This is a genomic window from Qipengyuania triglochinis, assembly GCF_054655615.1.
Genome location: NZ_BAAHND010000002.1, coordinates 376,583 through 390,977, shown reverse-complemented (window position 1 = coordinate 390,977; position 14,395 = coordinate 376,583). Strand labels below are relative to the sequence as shown.

The window sequence follows — 14,395 nt, the reverse complement described above, 5'->3', positions numbered from 1 at the left end:
AGGGACCTCCGAGCCTGGCCTTTGGCAGCAATCCGGCAGCCCGACGACCTCGAAACGGCGCGAGGCCCCGATCGACCGCGGCACCGATAGCGGGTGGGCGCTTCACGGCCTCGGCCCTTGCTGCTCGCGGCGTGGCGGATAGCGCAGTGCACCCGTCGGATCGGATAACATGCCTTTTGAAAGGCGCATGATCAGACTGTCCGGCACCTTCTGGAGCAATTGGATATCGTGGGTCGCCACAATCACCGTCGTTCCGAGCCGGTTCAGCGCCGTGAACAGGCGTAGCAGTTTGACTGCCATCTCCGGATCGACGTTACCGGTGGGTTCGTCGGCAATCAGGATTTCGGGCCGTCCGATAACGGCCCGCGCAATCGCGACGCGCTGCTGCTCCCCGCCGGACAGCGTTGCCGGACGCGCCTCTGCGCGGTGGGCAAGCCCGACCCAGTCGAGCATATCTGCCACCGGCTCGCGAAGATCGGCCTCGCGGACCCCCGATACGCGTAGGGGCAAAGCGATGTTGTCGAAGGCGGAAAGGTGGTCGACGAGGCGGAAGTCCTGGAAAACCACCCCCATCCGGCGGCGAAAGGCGGGCAACTTTTCCCGGGGCTGGGTGATCACGTCACGTCCAAACATGCGGATCCCGCCCCGTGATGGGCGCTGGGCGAGGTAGAGCAGCTTGAGAAGCGAGGTCTTGCCGGCACCGCTGGCGCCGGTCAGGAAGTAGAAGCGGCTCGAAAACAGCGTGAAAGAGATGTTGGAAAGCACTTCGCGTTCGGTACCGTAGCGCAAACCGACGTTGTCGAATTGCACGATCGCCTCTTCGCGCGTGCTCATCGCGGCAAATTCCGGGATGTTTGAGGAGAAATTGATGCCGCCATGGTTCGAGGCGGCCCTATAACGGGCCTTCGCTGGGGAAAAAAGCTATTCAGGGCTTTCACGCACAGTTCCGCCGCTTGTGGTGATTCGCGCGTCACGATAGAGCTCCTCTCCACGATGATTATTGCCTGTCCGGCCTGCAATACCCGCTATGTCGTGCCCGACAATGCCATTGGCATAGATGGCCGAACGGTTCGCTGTGCCAAGTGCAAGCATTCGTGGTTCCAGCACGGAATGGAAGAAGAAGGTGCTGTGCAGCCCGCCGATGACGCGGCTGCCCCACCCCGGCAGGAAGCGCCTGCGCAGGTTTTCGACGAGACGCCCAAAGAAGCGGCTCCACCAGAATCAACTTCGCCGACAAGCAAAGCGTCGGCCTCTGACAGCGAAGCCGATCAGCCGTCCGCTGAAGAGGCGGACCCTGCTCCCCAAGAGCCGCCCCGGGCTTCTGATGACGCGCCTGTGCCCGCTAAGCGGCTTAGTCCTTCGGCAAGGTCAGAAAATGACATTGCTACATCTGCTCGAGAGGCGCGGCAGCCCGATTTCGACGAACGTACGCCGCCCTCTTTCGGCGAAGGTCGCCATGAACAACCGGAACCGGATTTCGATGGTCCTGCGGAAGTGCATGAGGACGATCTTGTCTCGCGCTTTGACCATTCGCCGCCGTTCGGTCCTGGACGCAACCGGCTTAAGATGTGGACTTGGGCTGCAGCTATCTTCGCCCTGCTGGCGGCGGGTGCGATTTTCGCCATGTCGCGGTACGGGACGCCCGATTGGTGGCCGGTGGAAAAACCTCTGTTCGGCGAGGCTCAACCCGATCTGTCGCTATCTTTTCCAGCCGACGCACAGCGCTGGCGCGAGCTGGAAAACAAGACCTGGATGTTCACTGCGCGGATCGAAGTGACGAATAACGCGCGCGAGCCGCGGCGCCTGCCGCCGGTGCTGATCGTCATGCTCAACGAGCGGGAAGACCAGATCTACAGCTGGGTCGTTCAGCCCCCCCAGCCTACCCTCGCTCCCGGTGAAACGGTGACCATCGACGAGGCCCGCACCGACGTGCCAAGGGGCGCAGTCTATGCGGATGTCGGCTGGGCTCCGCTCTAGACCAAACTTTGCAAATAGGTGCTTGCCGCCCCGACACACCGCTGCTAAGGGCGCGCTCCTACCGGCGGAAGCAGGTGATCTCAGTTATGAGATTCGCTTCCGATACTGACTGTGTGCGGTCGTGGCGGAACTGGTAGACGCGCAACGTTGAGGTCGTTGTGGCCGCAAGGCCGTGGAAGTTCGAGTCTTCTCGACCGCACCAACAGTTTTCCGACTGTCCCAGAAATAGACAGGGCTAAAAGTAACCACTGAAACCAGTGGAATTTTTTTGCGCATTGTCTGCGGATAAGGGATTTAGGGCCTAGAATAATTTTAAATTTCACGGGCCGCTAAACATGGATCAGTTTGCCACCACGCTTCAGTGGGCAGCTCTCATCGTCGCTACTCTTATCGCGCTCTCCTCTCTCGATGATCTTTTTGTCGATGGTGTATTCTGGGCGATGATCCTCAAGCGTAAAATCGTGAATTTGCGTCGGCCCGGTCCGGCCTCTGCGGAGTCTATTGTCGAGAAAATCGAGGCGCCCATGGCGATCATGCTGCCGGCGTGGAAGGAATACGACGTTATCGAGAGCATGATCGAGAACGCCGCCAATGCTCTGGCGTATCGCAATTATTTCATTTTTGTCGGGACTTATGCCAACGACGCCGAGACGATCGCGGCGGTTGAAAAGGTTGCTCAGCGATACAAGCAGGTTCGCCACGTCCGCCTTCCCCATGACGGTCCGACCTGCAAGGCCGACTGCCTGAACTTCATAATTGCGGACATCATCGCGTTCGAAAAAAGCCGTGAAATCGAATTTGCCGGTGTCATCCTGCATGACAGCGAGGACGTCCTGCACCCGCTGGAACTGCATCTGTTCAATTACCTGCTTCCGTACAAGGACATGATCCAGCTCCCCGTCGTAAGCTTGGAGCAACGCTACACCGATTTTGTCGCCGGAACCTATATGGACGAATTCGCCGAATGGCATGCCAAGGATCTGCTGGTGCGTCAGAGGCTTGCCAAAGTCGTGCCATCCGCTGGGGTCGGAACATGCTTCTCCCGTAGGGCGATAAGCGTACTTCTCGAGTCCGGTCAGGCCTTCAATACCGATACGCTGACTGAAGACTACGATATCGGTAACAGGCTGGCGGAGCGAGGGATGAAGTCCGTCATCGAATTCTACCCAGTCGAGTTCAGGACGCGGCGCGGGGCGCTGTTTGGCCTCGGTCCGGATAAGATGGTCACGTTCAGCATGCCTCTGTGTGTACGTGAACATTTCCCAAATACGTTCCGAACGAGCTATCGTCAGAAGGCGCGCTGGATACTCGGGATCACGATCCAAGGTTGGTTGCAACTCGGCTGGAACCGCTCGCTCGCGTCGAACTATTTCCTCTTCCGGGATCGCAAGGCTCTCGTCACTCCTACCTTGACGATCACGGCCTATTTATTGGTGCTCGCTTATCTCGGGCTGAACCTTCATGCATATTTGACAGGAAGCGCGCCGATAACCCTGTTCTCCGGACACTGGCTCGAAACACTGCTTCTGTGGTTCAATCTTGCCGCATTAGCAGCGAGGCTCGGGCAGCGCATTTTCTTTGTGGAGAGGATATACGGGTGGGGCCATGCATTCATGTCCATTCCCCGCGTCTTCGTGTTGAGTTTTATCAACTTCGCAGCATCGATACGGGCAATCCGAATATTTCTGACCAGCAGGGTGACAGGCAACTCGATTGCCTGGGACAAAACCATGCATCGATTCCCTTCCGACGAATGGCTGGATGAAGATCGCCGCCGCGTCGGAGAAATCCTGCTTTCGTGGGAGGCAGTATCTCCGCCAGCACTTGAAAAAGCGCTTCGTGAGCAGAAACTTAAGGGGGGATTGATCGGAGATCTGCTGATCCTCGATGGCGCGATCGATGAAGAAATGCTGGCCGAGGCGATTGCCACGCAGAGCCGGCTTCCACGTGCGGAACTGAACATTGAAATGGTCGAAGAGAACCTTCACCTATTCAACGAGGAAATCATGGCGAGATATAATGTCCTGCCATTCGGAACTCTGAAGGGCGGAGATGTGATGCTTGCCGTAACCAAGTCCCTCCCATCGGTCGAAAAAGAATGGATGCGATCTCGCCTTGGCCGGCCGTTCCGCCAGTATATCGTGAGGGAGAGTACGCTTCGCGATATTATGTCTACCCTGCTGGATCAGCCTAAATGGACTGTTCCGATACCGCCGGTGCCGAGAATTCATGAGTGGCTGATCGAGCAGAAGCTCCTGTCGAAGCGAAGGTTGAGAACTGCCTTGCAGGATTACGACATTGCGCGCGACGGCACGATCGCACAGTACCTGCTCGCGAAGGGCGTTATATCGCAAGAAGTCCTGAATGATGCGATGGCGGCACGCGCCGGGATAATCGAAAAGCGCAGGGAAGAAATGCAGAAGGATTTAGTTAGTGCGTAATGCCTATACCCTTGCAGCCCTAGTCTGCATCTTATCCACGCCGGTTTACGGCCAGGATGGTGGGCCGTTTGCCGATTATGACGCTGGGCGTTTTCAGGAAGCGGAAAGTGGAGCGGAAGATGCGCTTGAAACCGATGGCCAGAACCCGGTCTTATGGGCGCTTCTGGCTGAAGCGAGAGCGAAACTTGGCGATCATGCAAATGCGGCTCAGGCTTTCGCCCGCGCTTCCCAGTTCGCATCCGATATCGATGCGCGAAGCTATTACATGCGCGCTCAAGCACTCCAATTGGTGAACGCTGGCCAGCATGCTGAAGCGCGCACCATTATCGCTGCTGCTTTGGCTGCACCCTCGCTCACCGCAGTAGACACGCTCGACTGGGCAATGGTCGCGATCGCCGCCAAGGATGACGCAGCGGCCCAGCAGCTGCTGGACGGTGAATCAGTGTATCAGGGATTTACCCGTCAGACCGCCTTGGACGCAGCCTACAGTGCCAAGCGTCGGGGGCTGGACAAGCGCGCGGTTCGTTTCTTCGAAAGAGGCCTTGTCCTAGACGAGACCGAAACCGAACGGCTGTCCGATGAAGAGCGCGAGGCCATCCGTCGTGAGGTGCGCGAACTTACTCGCGACTGGTCGTTTATTGGCCAGGTCAGCTACAGCACGTCGGGTCGGTCCAACGCGCTCGGGGCGCTTCCCCAAGACGATCAACGTGCGATTCAGGCCGGCGCGGAGATTTCGCGGCGCATCGGGGGGTGGCGGAACGGCCGGCCTTTCAGTGTCTTCGGCCGCGTCTATCATTCCGAATTTCTCGATGATGACGCATTCGCCGATGATGCCACGCAGGGTTGGGTTGGCGTTCGTTACAAGCCGTTTTCTGCGCTCAATCTCAATGTCGAAGGCAGTCGCCTCATCGGTTTGGATCGCGACGGTATCGACGATTGGTCGGTGCGCGCCGCAATTTCCGGGGGCGAGGGTATCGAACCGGAATTCGGGACGAGCGACTGGAGCTATTCCCAGTTCTACGGGGATATATCCTACCTGTTCGACAATGACGTGACCTACGGCATTGCCGAGGGGCGCTATGGGCGCGCTTTCGCCCTCGGTAACAGGTCGACGATCCTAACCCCTTACGGCTTCGTGCGCGCAGGTCTCGACACAGGCAGGGTCGAGGAAGGCTCGCTCGGCGCCGGTGGGGGACTGGCTCTTCGCTACTGGTTCGACGAGACCGATACTACCGCCTGGAGGGGCTTCATCGAATTCGACATTCAGGCCCGCGAACGCATAGCTGGCGACCGGAGCGCCGGCGGCATCATCGCCTCCATTACCGTGGGGCGCTGACCGCGCTTATCCGTGTGCGCCGAACAGGTTGGCGATTGCGGTCGAAATCCTCAGGCTGAGCGTGTGCGCATCTTCGATCGGATCGATAAAGTCGCGCCGAATGGCATCGTAACCTTCGCCGCCCTGACGCGGGTACTGGGCACCTTCTTCCATCGCGAAGTCGCCCGTTTCTGGATAGCTTGCCGGAAAGGCGCGGCGCATCTGGGCCAAAGCTTCATCCACGCGGAGCGTAAAGACCATTTCCAGCACGTCGCGCCGGCTGATGTCGTTTGCGCGGCTGAAGGCCGGAACCGATACCGCCTTGAGGAACATGTGCTGAAGCAAGGCAAGCCGGAGTGATTGAAGTACGCCGATCGTGCGGCGAACCTGCTCGCGTTCAGGATGCGGAACCTCATCCGGTACCAGATCGAACAGGCGGTGTAGCTTGAGCGCGTCCACCCTAAGCCGCGACGCAAGGCGGCGGAAGACACCATTGCGATCATCCTGGATCAGATACTCGGCGAGGCTTTCACAGGCGTTCGCCAGATGGTCTTCGGTGCCGCGATAAGGGCGGCTCGCCCAATATGCCGAGTTGAACAGCTCGCCATAGGCCGCGACAGTCTTGATGCTGGCAAGCGCATTCGATGCCCGAACCAAGCGCATGATCTGGCGACCGCGCGGTGATTCCCTCAAGAGTTCGGCGATGTCTTCGTAATTGCCTTCAGCCGCGCTGCCGATGCCGGCGATGATGTTCACCGGATAGCCCAGTTGCTGCAGAATCGCATTGTGTGGGATCGCCCGAATCTGGCGAAGGCTCATGTCGCGATCTGCTGACAGATCGGACTGGCGGCGCGACACACGGCTGCCGGTCGAATTCAGCAAACCGAGACCGAAGGCCGTTACGGCCCGGCTGTATGTACGACTGGCGAGGTGATCCTGCTGGTGATCTTTTACCGCCCGATAGAAATCGAGCGACAGGTCGGTGCGCCGGTAGAACGGATCGACGGGAGCTTCCGGATCCGTGTCAGCGGGTGCGAGTTCGGCAATGGTCGAAAGCGTCGCGCGTGCCAATTCGGGGGTCGAGAAGAACAGATAGCCGTCACCGCCCTGAAAACTGGCCTCGGGTTCGAGCCGAATTCCGGCGCGTGCGAAACGACGCCGTGCCCAAGGGCTCATTGGCCATTCCAGCCGATCCTTGAAGCTTGCCGGATGGGCGCCGCGGCCCATGCCTTCACCATGGGTATTGAAGACGAGCGCGGCGACATTGGTCAAGTCATTGGCCGCCATCGCATCCGACAGGCGACCCTGAAGCCGTTCGATGGCCAAGCTGGCGGGAATCTGTCCAACGAACCGACCCGCATCGGAAAAGCCTGTCTGGATTGCAATGCGGCCGCGTTTGCGTGCGTAATCCTGAAACGCCTCTTCGGCGAGCAGGGCGTCGAGGAAGCGACCGCCATGTTCCAACGCGGTCTCGGTCTCGAACAGGGGCGAGACGTCCACCTTGTCTTCAATGCCGAAGAGCTTTGCAAAATACAGTGCAGCAAGCACTGTTGCTGGCTGTTCGCATTCGGCCACCAGCATGCGGATCGGTGCGTCTGCATCGATATGTTTCAGTATCTGTGCCATAGCCAGGAACTGGCGGACAGCGGTGCTGCTTTCGACGGCCAGCGAGGCGAAATTGGCCGAGAGTGGATCGGCGTTCTTCACCAAATCGCGCAACGCGCCAATGGCGCCCTGGCTGCCGAGATCGAGATCCGCCCCGCCGTCGATGCGCGAGCGGATGGCGTTGTGAAGTTGCTTCGCATTCACCCGGAAGTGGATCAGGCCCATGCCCAGTCCGTCAGCTCGCATGGCGGCAGCGAGGCCCTTCAGCGCAATGGCTTTGTCCTGCTCGGCGGATAGCGCTTCTTCTTCCAGCTGCCTTATGATCGGGGTGAGGCTAAGCAGCTTGTCGTCTCCGCCCGCGGTAAGCCGGTTGGCAGCGGCAGAAAGATCGGCGCGGTCGGAAAGGTCGCCTGCGAATTCGTCGGCGCTCAGCTTGGTGCGGGCCTGTGCCTTGCGGAGCGTTTCGACCAGTGAATGATCGGGATCGATCTGCGCCAATTGATCGGCATAGCGCTCCAGTCGCTGTGCCTTTTCGGCGAGGCGGAAGGAGATCGAAGTATACCACGTGATGTCGGTCCGCCCGTCCATGTCATAGCCTACCCAGCTGGCGAAGCGGAACGGTAGCGGTTCAAGGGCGCGCCACTGGTCGGGCCATTCACTGGATGCACATTCGAACAGGCTCGTGTTGATTGCGTCGCGCGCATCCTGCGCATTGGCCATAGCCGCCATGGCGCGCGAATGTTCGTAACGCAGGGTAATTTCCGGGCGTTCGGCCTCGACCGGTGCCACGGCGTCGCCCCCACTCGCGGCTTCGGCAACGACATCGGTTTGAGCTGGCGTCAGCAGGAAGGTGGGATGGGCGGTAAAGACGACATGCAGTTGCGGGTGTGACCATCGCTCGCGGAAAGCTTCGAAACCAGTTGTATCGTTACAGAACCCGGTCATACGCTTGGCAGTATTCTGCGGGGTAACCAGATCGCACATCCTGTCCGCCCGCGCTTCCAGCGAGCGCGTTTCGAGTTCTGCGATGAGCGTGGAGAAATCATCCAGCGAAAGCTCGCCCGATTCCAGTTCACGAGACAGATCATGCGCCAACTGAAAAACCGGATTGAACAGCGGGGTTTCCTGGGTCCGCTGGTGCAAGTCCCGCAAACGATGTGTGAGAGTTGCGAAGGTTAGCGGTTTCAGGCCTGACACAGTGGTTTTCCCCCGGAGATGATTGCTAATTGACGCTTTCTATACGAGGAAAGCGCGCGAAAGTGCCGTCTGTGTCAACCAGACATGCCGCATCGCAGCATGAATAGGTTTGCGAACCCTCGAACTTTACTTGTCTTTGCCCCTTCGCCAACGCTCCGGATCGCGTTAACCGATAATGCATATAGGTCGGCGACTGCAGGAAGCAGGTGGCGCGGCGCTGAAGAGGATTTGAATATGAGCGAATGGACGATCGGTATTATCGGAGGCTCCGGGCTCTACGCGATGGAGGCCCTGGAAGATCGTCAGTGGATTGATGTGTCCTCGCCTTGGGGCAAGCCGTCGGACAAGATTCTGTGCGGCAAGATCGGGCATGTCAGGGTGCGGTTTCTCCCGCGCCATGGAAGGGGGCATCCGATCATTCCGGGAGAAGTCGATGCGCGCGCCAATATCGATGCGCTGAAGCGTGCTGGATGCACCGATGTCCTGGCCATCAGTGCGGTAGGCTCGCTGTCCGAGGATTTGCCCCCCGGGCGGTTCGTCTGCGTTGACCAATTCATCGATGATACCAAGGGCCGCCCCTCCAGCTTCTTCGGCAGCGGCTTCGTGGCGCATGTGTCGATGGGCGACCCCGTGTGCGAGCGCCTCTCCAAATACGCCGTAAAGGCTGTGGAACAGGCAGGCGGCGAAGTCACTTCGGGTGCCACATACCTAGCGATGGAAGGGCCGCAGTTCTCTACTCGCGCTGAAAGCCGCCTCTATCGCCATTGGGGCGCCGAGGTGATCGGCATGACAGGGATGCCTGAAGCCAAGCTCGCCCGCGAGGCAGAGCTTCCCTACGCCATGCTCGCAATGGTCACAGATTGGGACAGCTGGCGCGAGGAAGAAGCAGCCGTCGATGTCGGCGTTATCATCGAACAGATGGGAAAGAACGCTGAGCTCGCGGTCGCCACGGTAGAGCAATTCTGCAAGAGCCTGCCCAGCAAGCGAACGCCTTCGCCGATAGATCGCGCACTCGATAACAGCGTAATTACCGCGCCCGAAAAGCAGGATCGCACCCTGCTGGCCAAGCTTGACGCGGTAGCCGGCCGGTTGCTGCGCGAAGGATGACAGCAACGGTCGATCTTCTGGTCATCGGCGGCGGGATCAACGGCGTCGGGATCGCCCGCGATGCGGCTGGCCGGGGGCTGAAGGTCGCGCTGGTGGAGAAGGACGATCTTGCATCGCATACGTCCTCTGCCAGCACCAAGCTGGTGCATGGCGGTCTGCGCTATCTCGAACAGTACGAATTCCGCCTGGTCGCCGAATCCCTGCGCGAGCGTGAGGTGCTTCTGGCAAATGCGCCGCATATAATCTGGCCGCTGCGTTTCGTCCTGCCGCACGAGGCGAGCATGCGCCCGAAATGGATGCTCCGCGTCGGGCTGGCGCTTTATGACCGGCTCGGCGGGCGCAAGACTTTGCCCGGTTCGCGCAAGGTCGACCTTGGCATCGCGCCGCATCGCTCGATCCTGCAGGACCGCCTTAAGACTGGCTTCGAATATTCCGATTGCTGGGTGGAAGACAGCAGGCTGGTGGTCCTTAGCGCGATGGACGCGCAGGCGCGGGGTGCGCGGATCCATACCCGTACCGAATGTGTTGGCCTTGTGCGCCATGCCGACCGTTGGCTGGCTACGCTGCGGAGCGACGATGGAGAGAGCGAACTGGCGGCTCGAGCGGTGATCAATGCTGCCGGGCCATGGGTGGACCGTGTAGCCAAATCGGCGCTTGGCCAGGGTACGCCCGCCCATCTGCGGCTGGTCAAGGGAAGCCACATCATCGTGCCTAGGGCCTATCCCGGCGATCAGGCCTATATTTTCCAGCAGGACGATGGCCGTATCGTCTTCGCCATTCCCTACGAGCGCGAATACACGCTGATCGGCACGACCGATCTGCTCTACGAGGGCGATCTCGACGAGGTCCGTATCAGTGCGGAAGAGCGGGCCTACCTGCGTGAGGCCGTAACCCGCTATTTCAGAAGCGGAGTGACCGAGGAGGACATCGTGCACTCCTATGCCGGTGTCCGTTCGCTTTACGAGGACAAGGCGGCCAGCAATTCGACCGTCACGCGCGATTACGTCTTCGAGATCGAGGCGGACGGAGGTGCGCCGATCCTTTCTATCTATGGCGGCAAGATTACCACCTATCGCAAGCTCGCAGAGCATGCTCTCGCCAAGTTGGCCAAATATATCGAGGTTCCGGAGCGGCGATGGACTGGCACGGCACCGCTACCTGGCGGCGACATTGAGGATGCGGACTTCGCGCGCTTCCTGTGGAACGCCGGCGAACGGTATGCGTGGCTGCCGCCCGAGATGTTGCTGAGACTGGCGCGCGCCTATGGCACGAGGGTCGACATATTGCTCGGAAATGCACGGTCGCTGGGTGATCTGGGCCTACACTTCGGCGGCGACCTCTACCAGAGGGAGGTCGAATACCTCATCGCCCACGAGTTTGCTCAATGTCCGCAAGACGTGCTGTGGCGCCGCAGCAAGCTGGGCCTGCATCTTGCACAGGATGCACAGGATGCGCTCGCCAGCTGGTTCGCCACACGGAACTGACATCGGGGCCAACCGTCACAGAGCTTGAAAGCGGCATGCATGAGGTCCAAGTGGCCAGCATTCGTAAACCCTGTTTCCCCCGGAGTCGTATGGCTTTGAATGATCCTGTCCGTCTTTCCCCGATCTCTCGCCAGGCCGTGCGCGAAGCCTATCGCGCGGAAGAAAACGCCTGCGTCGCCCGACGGATGGAACAGGCATCGTCATCTGCGGCGAAACACGCCGAAGCGGCAGAGCTTGCCGGGCGTCTGATCGAAGGCGCAAGAAGCCGCAAGGCGAGCGGGATCGACGCGTTCCTGCACCAGTACGGGCTGGCCACCGAAGAAGGCGTGGCGCTGATGTGCCTTGCCGAAGCACTGTTGCGGGTGCCCGATGCGGCGACTGCCGATGCGCTGATCCGGGACAAGATCGGGGACATCGACTGGTCCGATCATGTGGGCGAAAGTTCGTCGACCTTCGTCAATGCCGCCACCTTCTCGCTGATGCTGACGGGCGAAGTGCTTGAGCGTCCCGAAGAAGCGCGCAAAGGCATGGGCTCCACGCTCAAGCGTGCCGTCAATCGCCTCGGCGAACCGGTTATCCGCAAGGCGACATTGCAGGCCATGCGTATCCTTGGCGGGCAGTTCGTCTATGGCCGCACCATCGAAGAAGCGATGAAACGCGCTTCGCCGGAACGTGCGCGCGGGCTGACGCACAGCATCGACATGCTGGGCGAAGCGGCGATGACCTATGAAGATGCGGATCGTTACGCGGCGGCATATGAGCGCGCGATCGATCGGCTGGCGCGGGAAGGCACGGGCAAGGTTTCGACCAGCCCCGGGATTTCGGTCAAGCTTTCGGCCCTGCATCCGCGCTATTCTTTCCTTCACGCAGATCTCGCCGTCGGCGATCTGCTGCCCATCGTCCGCCATTTGATGACCAAGGCGCGCGACGCGAACATCCACTTCACCATCGATGCCGAAGAAGCCGACCGGCTCGAACTGTCGATGGATATCATCGAGGCTTTGGCGCGCGACGACAGCCTGTTTACCCGCCCCGATGGCAGTCAGTGGGAAGGTTTTGGCCTCGCCATCCAGGCCTATCAGAAGCGCGGCGTACCGATGTGCGAGTGGACCGCTCGCCTGGCGCGCAAGTATGACCGCAAGTTCTTCGTGCGGCTGGTCAAGGGCGCTTACTGGGACACGGAAATCAAGCTCAGCCAGGTTGGCGGGTTCGACGATTTCCCCGTCTTCACCCGCAAGCTGGGCACCGATGTCAGCTATCTGGCCTGCGCGGAAAAGCTGCTGGCCTGCGACGATGTGATCTATCCCGCTTTCGCCACGCACAACGCCTATACGATTGGTGCAATCAAGGCGGTTGCGGGCAGCAAGGAATTCGAGTTCCAGCGCCTGCACGGCATGGGCGAGGATATCTACGGAACTCTGGCCCAGATCGAAGGCAATGCGCGGACCAATGTGCGCATCTATGCGCCGACCGGCACGCATAAGGACCTGCTGGCCTATCTGGTGCGCCGCCTGCTGGAAAACGGTGCGAACTCGAGCTTCGTTAACCGCATGGCCGATGCGGATGTCCCGGTGGAAGAGCTGACCACCTGCCCGATTGCCGACATGAAGGCGCTCAAGCCTTACCGCAATCCGGCGATCCCGCTTCCTTCCGACATCTTCCCGAACCGCCGCAATTCGGCCGGGATCGACCTCAGCGATCCGCTGGTGCGCGAACCACTGATGGAGCGGCTGGAGAAGCTCGATTCCAAGCAGTGGCGTGCCGAGCCGACCTTCATGTCCGGTGCCGACGGTGAAGTGGCACCGATCAACAAACCGCATGATCTGTCGGCACAGGTCGGCACGCGCCGCGATGCGCTCGATTTCGAAGTCGAGGAAGCCATCACGCGCGCGCAGGCGATCCAGCCGGGTTGGAACGCGCTGGGCGGTGACAAGCGGGCGACTTTGCTCGAAGCTGCCGCCGATCTGTTCGAAGAACATACGGACGACTTCCTTTCGCTCTGCCAGCGCGAGGCGGGCAAGACCTTGCAGGATGCCGTGCTGGAACTGCGCGAAGCCGTCGACTTCCTGCGTTATTATGCCACCGAGGCGCGGCGGCTGTTCGACCGGCCGATTGCGCTGCCCGGGCCTACAGGCGAAGAGAACCGCCTCACGCTTAACGGCCGCGGTGTCTTTGCCTGCATTTCGCCGTGGAACTTCCCGCTGGCGATTTTCATCGGCACCCCTGCTGCCGCAATGGCCGCAGGCAATACCGTGGTCGCCAAGCCTGCTGAACAGACCCCGCTGGTCGCTGCTCTTGCCGTCGAGTTGTGCCATCAGGCGGGCATTCCGGAAGAAGTGTTCCAGCTATTGCCGGGCGCCGGCGATGTGGGCGAGTTCATTACTTCCGATCCGCGGATCGCGGGTGTGTCCTTCACTGGTTCGACGCAAACGGCGCAGGCCATCAACCGCAGCCTTGCTTCGCGCGACGGGCCGATCGCCACGCTGATCGCCGAAACGGGTGGCCAGAACTCGATGATCGTCGATTCGACCGCACTGCCTGAACAGGTAACCCGCGATGTTGTCGCCAGCGCTTTCCAGAGCGCCGGTCAGCGTTGTTCGGCCCTGCGCGTCCTCCACATCCAGGAAGACGTCTATGACGAAATGATGACCATGATCCGAGGCGCCTTCAAGGCGCTGACGATCGGCAATCCGGAAAATCTCGCCACCGATGTCGGCCCGGTCATCGATCCCGATGCCAAGGCTGCGCTGGAACGCCATATCGCTCGCCGCCAAACCGGCGGTTCGCAGGTGTGGCGCCGCCGTCTGCATCGCGGCGCCGGGGCTGGCTGCTATGTTGCGCCGACGATCATCGAGATCAGCTCGATCCTCGACCTGAAGCGCGAGAATTTCGGCCCAATCCTCCATGTCGTGAAGTACAAGGCGTCCGAAATCGGCAAGGTCATGGATGACATCAACGCGACCGGTTACGGCCTGACGCTTGGCCTGCACAGCCGCAACGATGACATGCGGGCCTATATCGAATCGCGGGCGAAGGTCGGCAATTTCTACGTCAATCGCAACCAGATCGGCGCGGTCGTGGAAAGCCAGCCATTCGGCGGCGAGGGCCTGTCGGGTACTGGCCCGAAGGCAGGCGGACCGCACTATGTCCAGCGTTTCGCGACCGAGCGCGTGGTCTGCATCGACACCACTGCAGCAGGCGGCAACGCCACGCTGCTGGCCAGCGGCTGAGGCCAGTCATTGCGAATTCATGGCGCGCCAGTGTAAAAG

At 60.3% G+C, this 14,395-nt stretch carries 8 protein-coding genes and 1 tRNA gene; 7 read left to right on the top strand and 2 right to left on the bottom strand.

Features of this window, described 5'->3' with window-relative positions; genetic code table 11:
• Window positions 1–102: 102 nt before the first annotated feature.
• Window positions 103–834, bottom strand: a complete 732-nt coding sequence (gene ftsE / locus ACYQ0G_RS08025; protein WP_460101470.1) for a cell division ATP-binding protein FtsE — start codon at window positions 832–834, stop codon at window positions 103–105.
• A gap of 159 nt (window positions 835–993) precedes the next feature.
• Between ftsE and ACYQ0G_RS08020 the strand changes: the two genes are divergently transcribed.
• From ACYQ0G_RS08020 to ACYQ0G_RS08005, 4 genes are all read left to right on the top strand, one after another.
• Entirely contained in the window at window positions 994–1,977 is a 984-nt protein-coding gene (locus ACYQ0G_RS08020; protein ID WP_460101469.1) for an MJ0042-type zinc finger domain-containing protein, read from the top strand.
• A 115-nt stretch (window positions 1,978–2,092) separates the two neighbouring features.
• Window positions 2,093–2,179: transfer RNA gene (locus ACYQ0G_RS08015), tRNA-Leu, on the top strand.
• 133 nt (window positions 2,180–2,312) lie between these two features.
• The gene (locus tag ACYQ0G_RS08010; protein ID WP_460101467.1) at window positions 2,313–4,418 is read left to right on the top strand and encodes a glycosyl transferase family protein; all 2,106 of its coding nucleotides are present in this window, start codon (window positions 2,313–2,315) and stop codon (window positions 4,416–4,418) included.
• Window positions 4,411–5,754 (top strand): NfrA family protein, encoded by a 1,344-nt coding sequence (locus tag ACYQ0G_RS08005; protein WP_460101465.1) that lies wholly within the window; start codon window positions 4,411–4,413, stop codon window positions 5,752–5,754. Before ACYQ0G_RS08010 ends, ACYQ0G_RS08005 begins: the two co-directional genes overlap by 8 nt.
• A gap of 6 nt (window positions 5,755–5,760) precedes the next feature.
• On the opposite strand, the gene ACYQ0G_RS08000 is transcribed toward ACYQ0G_RS08005, so the two are convergent.
• Window positions 5,761–8,535, bottom strand: a complete 2,775-nt coding sequence (locus tag ACYQ0G_RS08000) for a phosphoenolpyruvate carboxylase (RefSeq protein ID WP_460101463.1) — start codon at window positions 8,533–8,535, stop codon at window positions 5,761–5,763.
• 234 nt (window positions 8,536–8,769) lie between these two features.
• Between ACYQ0G_RS08000 and mtnP the strand changes: the two genes are divergently transcribed.
• The 3 genes from mtnP to putA all read left to right on the top strand — a co-directional run bounded on the left by mtnP (window position 8,770) and on the right by putA (window position 14,356).
• Window positions 8,770–9,642 (top strand): S-methyl-5'-thioadenosine phosphorylase, encoded by an 873-nt coding sequence (gene mtnP / locus ACYQ0G_RS07995; protein WP_460101461.1) that lies wholly within the window; start codon window positions 8,770–8,772, stop codon window positions 9,640–9,642.
• Complete coding sequence (gene glpD, locus ACYQ0G_RS07990) at window positions 9,639–11,126, top strand: glycerol-3-phosphate dehydrogenase (RefSeq protein WP_460101459.1); 1,488 nt, start codon at window positions 9,639–9,641, stop codon at window positions 11,124–11,126. Before mtnP ends, glpD begins: the two co-directional genes overlap by 4 nt.
• Window positions 11,127–11,215: 89 nt before the next feature.
• Window positions 11,216–14,356 carry a bifunctional proline dehydrogenase/L-glutamate gamma-semialdehyde dehydrogenase PutA gene (gene putA / locus ACYQ0G_RS07985; protein ID WP_460101457.1) on the top strand — a complete coding sequence of 1,047 codons (3,141 nt, stop codon included), beginning with the start codon at window positions 11,216–11,218 and terminating at the stop codon, window positions 14,354–14,356.
• The last annotated feature ends 39 nt before the right edge of the window (window positions 14,357–14,395 follow it).

Bases quoted from the DNA above. Each gene is read 5' to 3' on its own strand.
- putA (WP_460101457.1), top strand. From the start codon at position 11,216: ATGGCTTTGAATGATCCTGTCCGTCTTTCCCCGATCTCTCGCCAGGCC.
- mtnP (WP_460101461.1), top strand. From the start codon at position 8,770: ATGAGCGAATGGACGATCGGTATTATCGGAGGCTCCGGGCTCTACGCG.
- ftsE (WP_460101470.1), bottom strand. From the start codon at position 834: ATGAGCACGCGCGAAGAGGCGATCGTGCAATTCGACAACGTCGGTTTG.
- ACYQ0G_RS08010 (WP_460101467.1), top strand. From the start codon at position 2,313: ATGGATCAGTTTGCCACCACGCTTCAGTGGGCAGCTCTCATCGTCGCT.
- glpD (WP_460101459.1), top strand. From the start codon at position 9,639: ATGACAGCAACGGTCGATCTTCTGGTCATCGGCGGCGGGATCAACGGC.
- ACYQ0G_RS08020 (WP_460101469.1), top strand. From the start codon at position 994: ATGATTATTGCCTGTCCGGCCTGCAATACCCGCTATGTCGTGCCCGAC.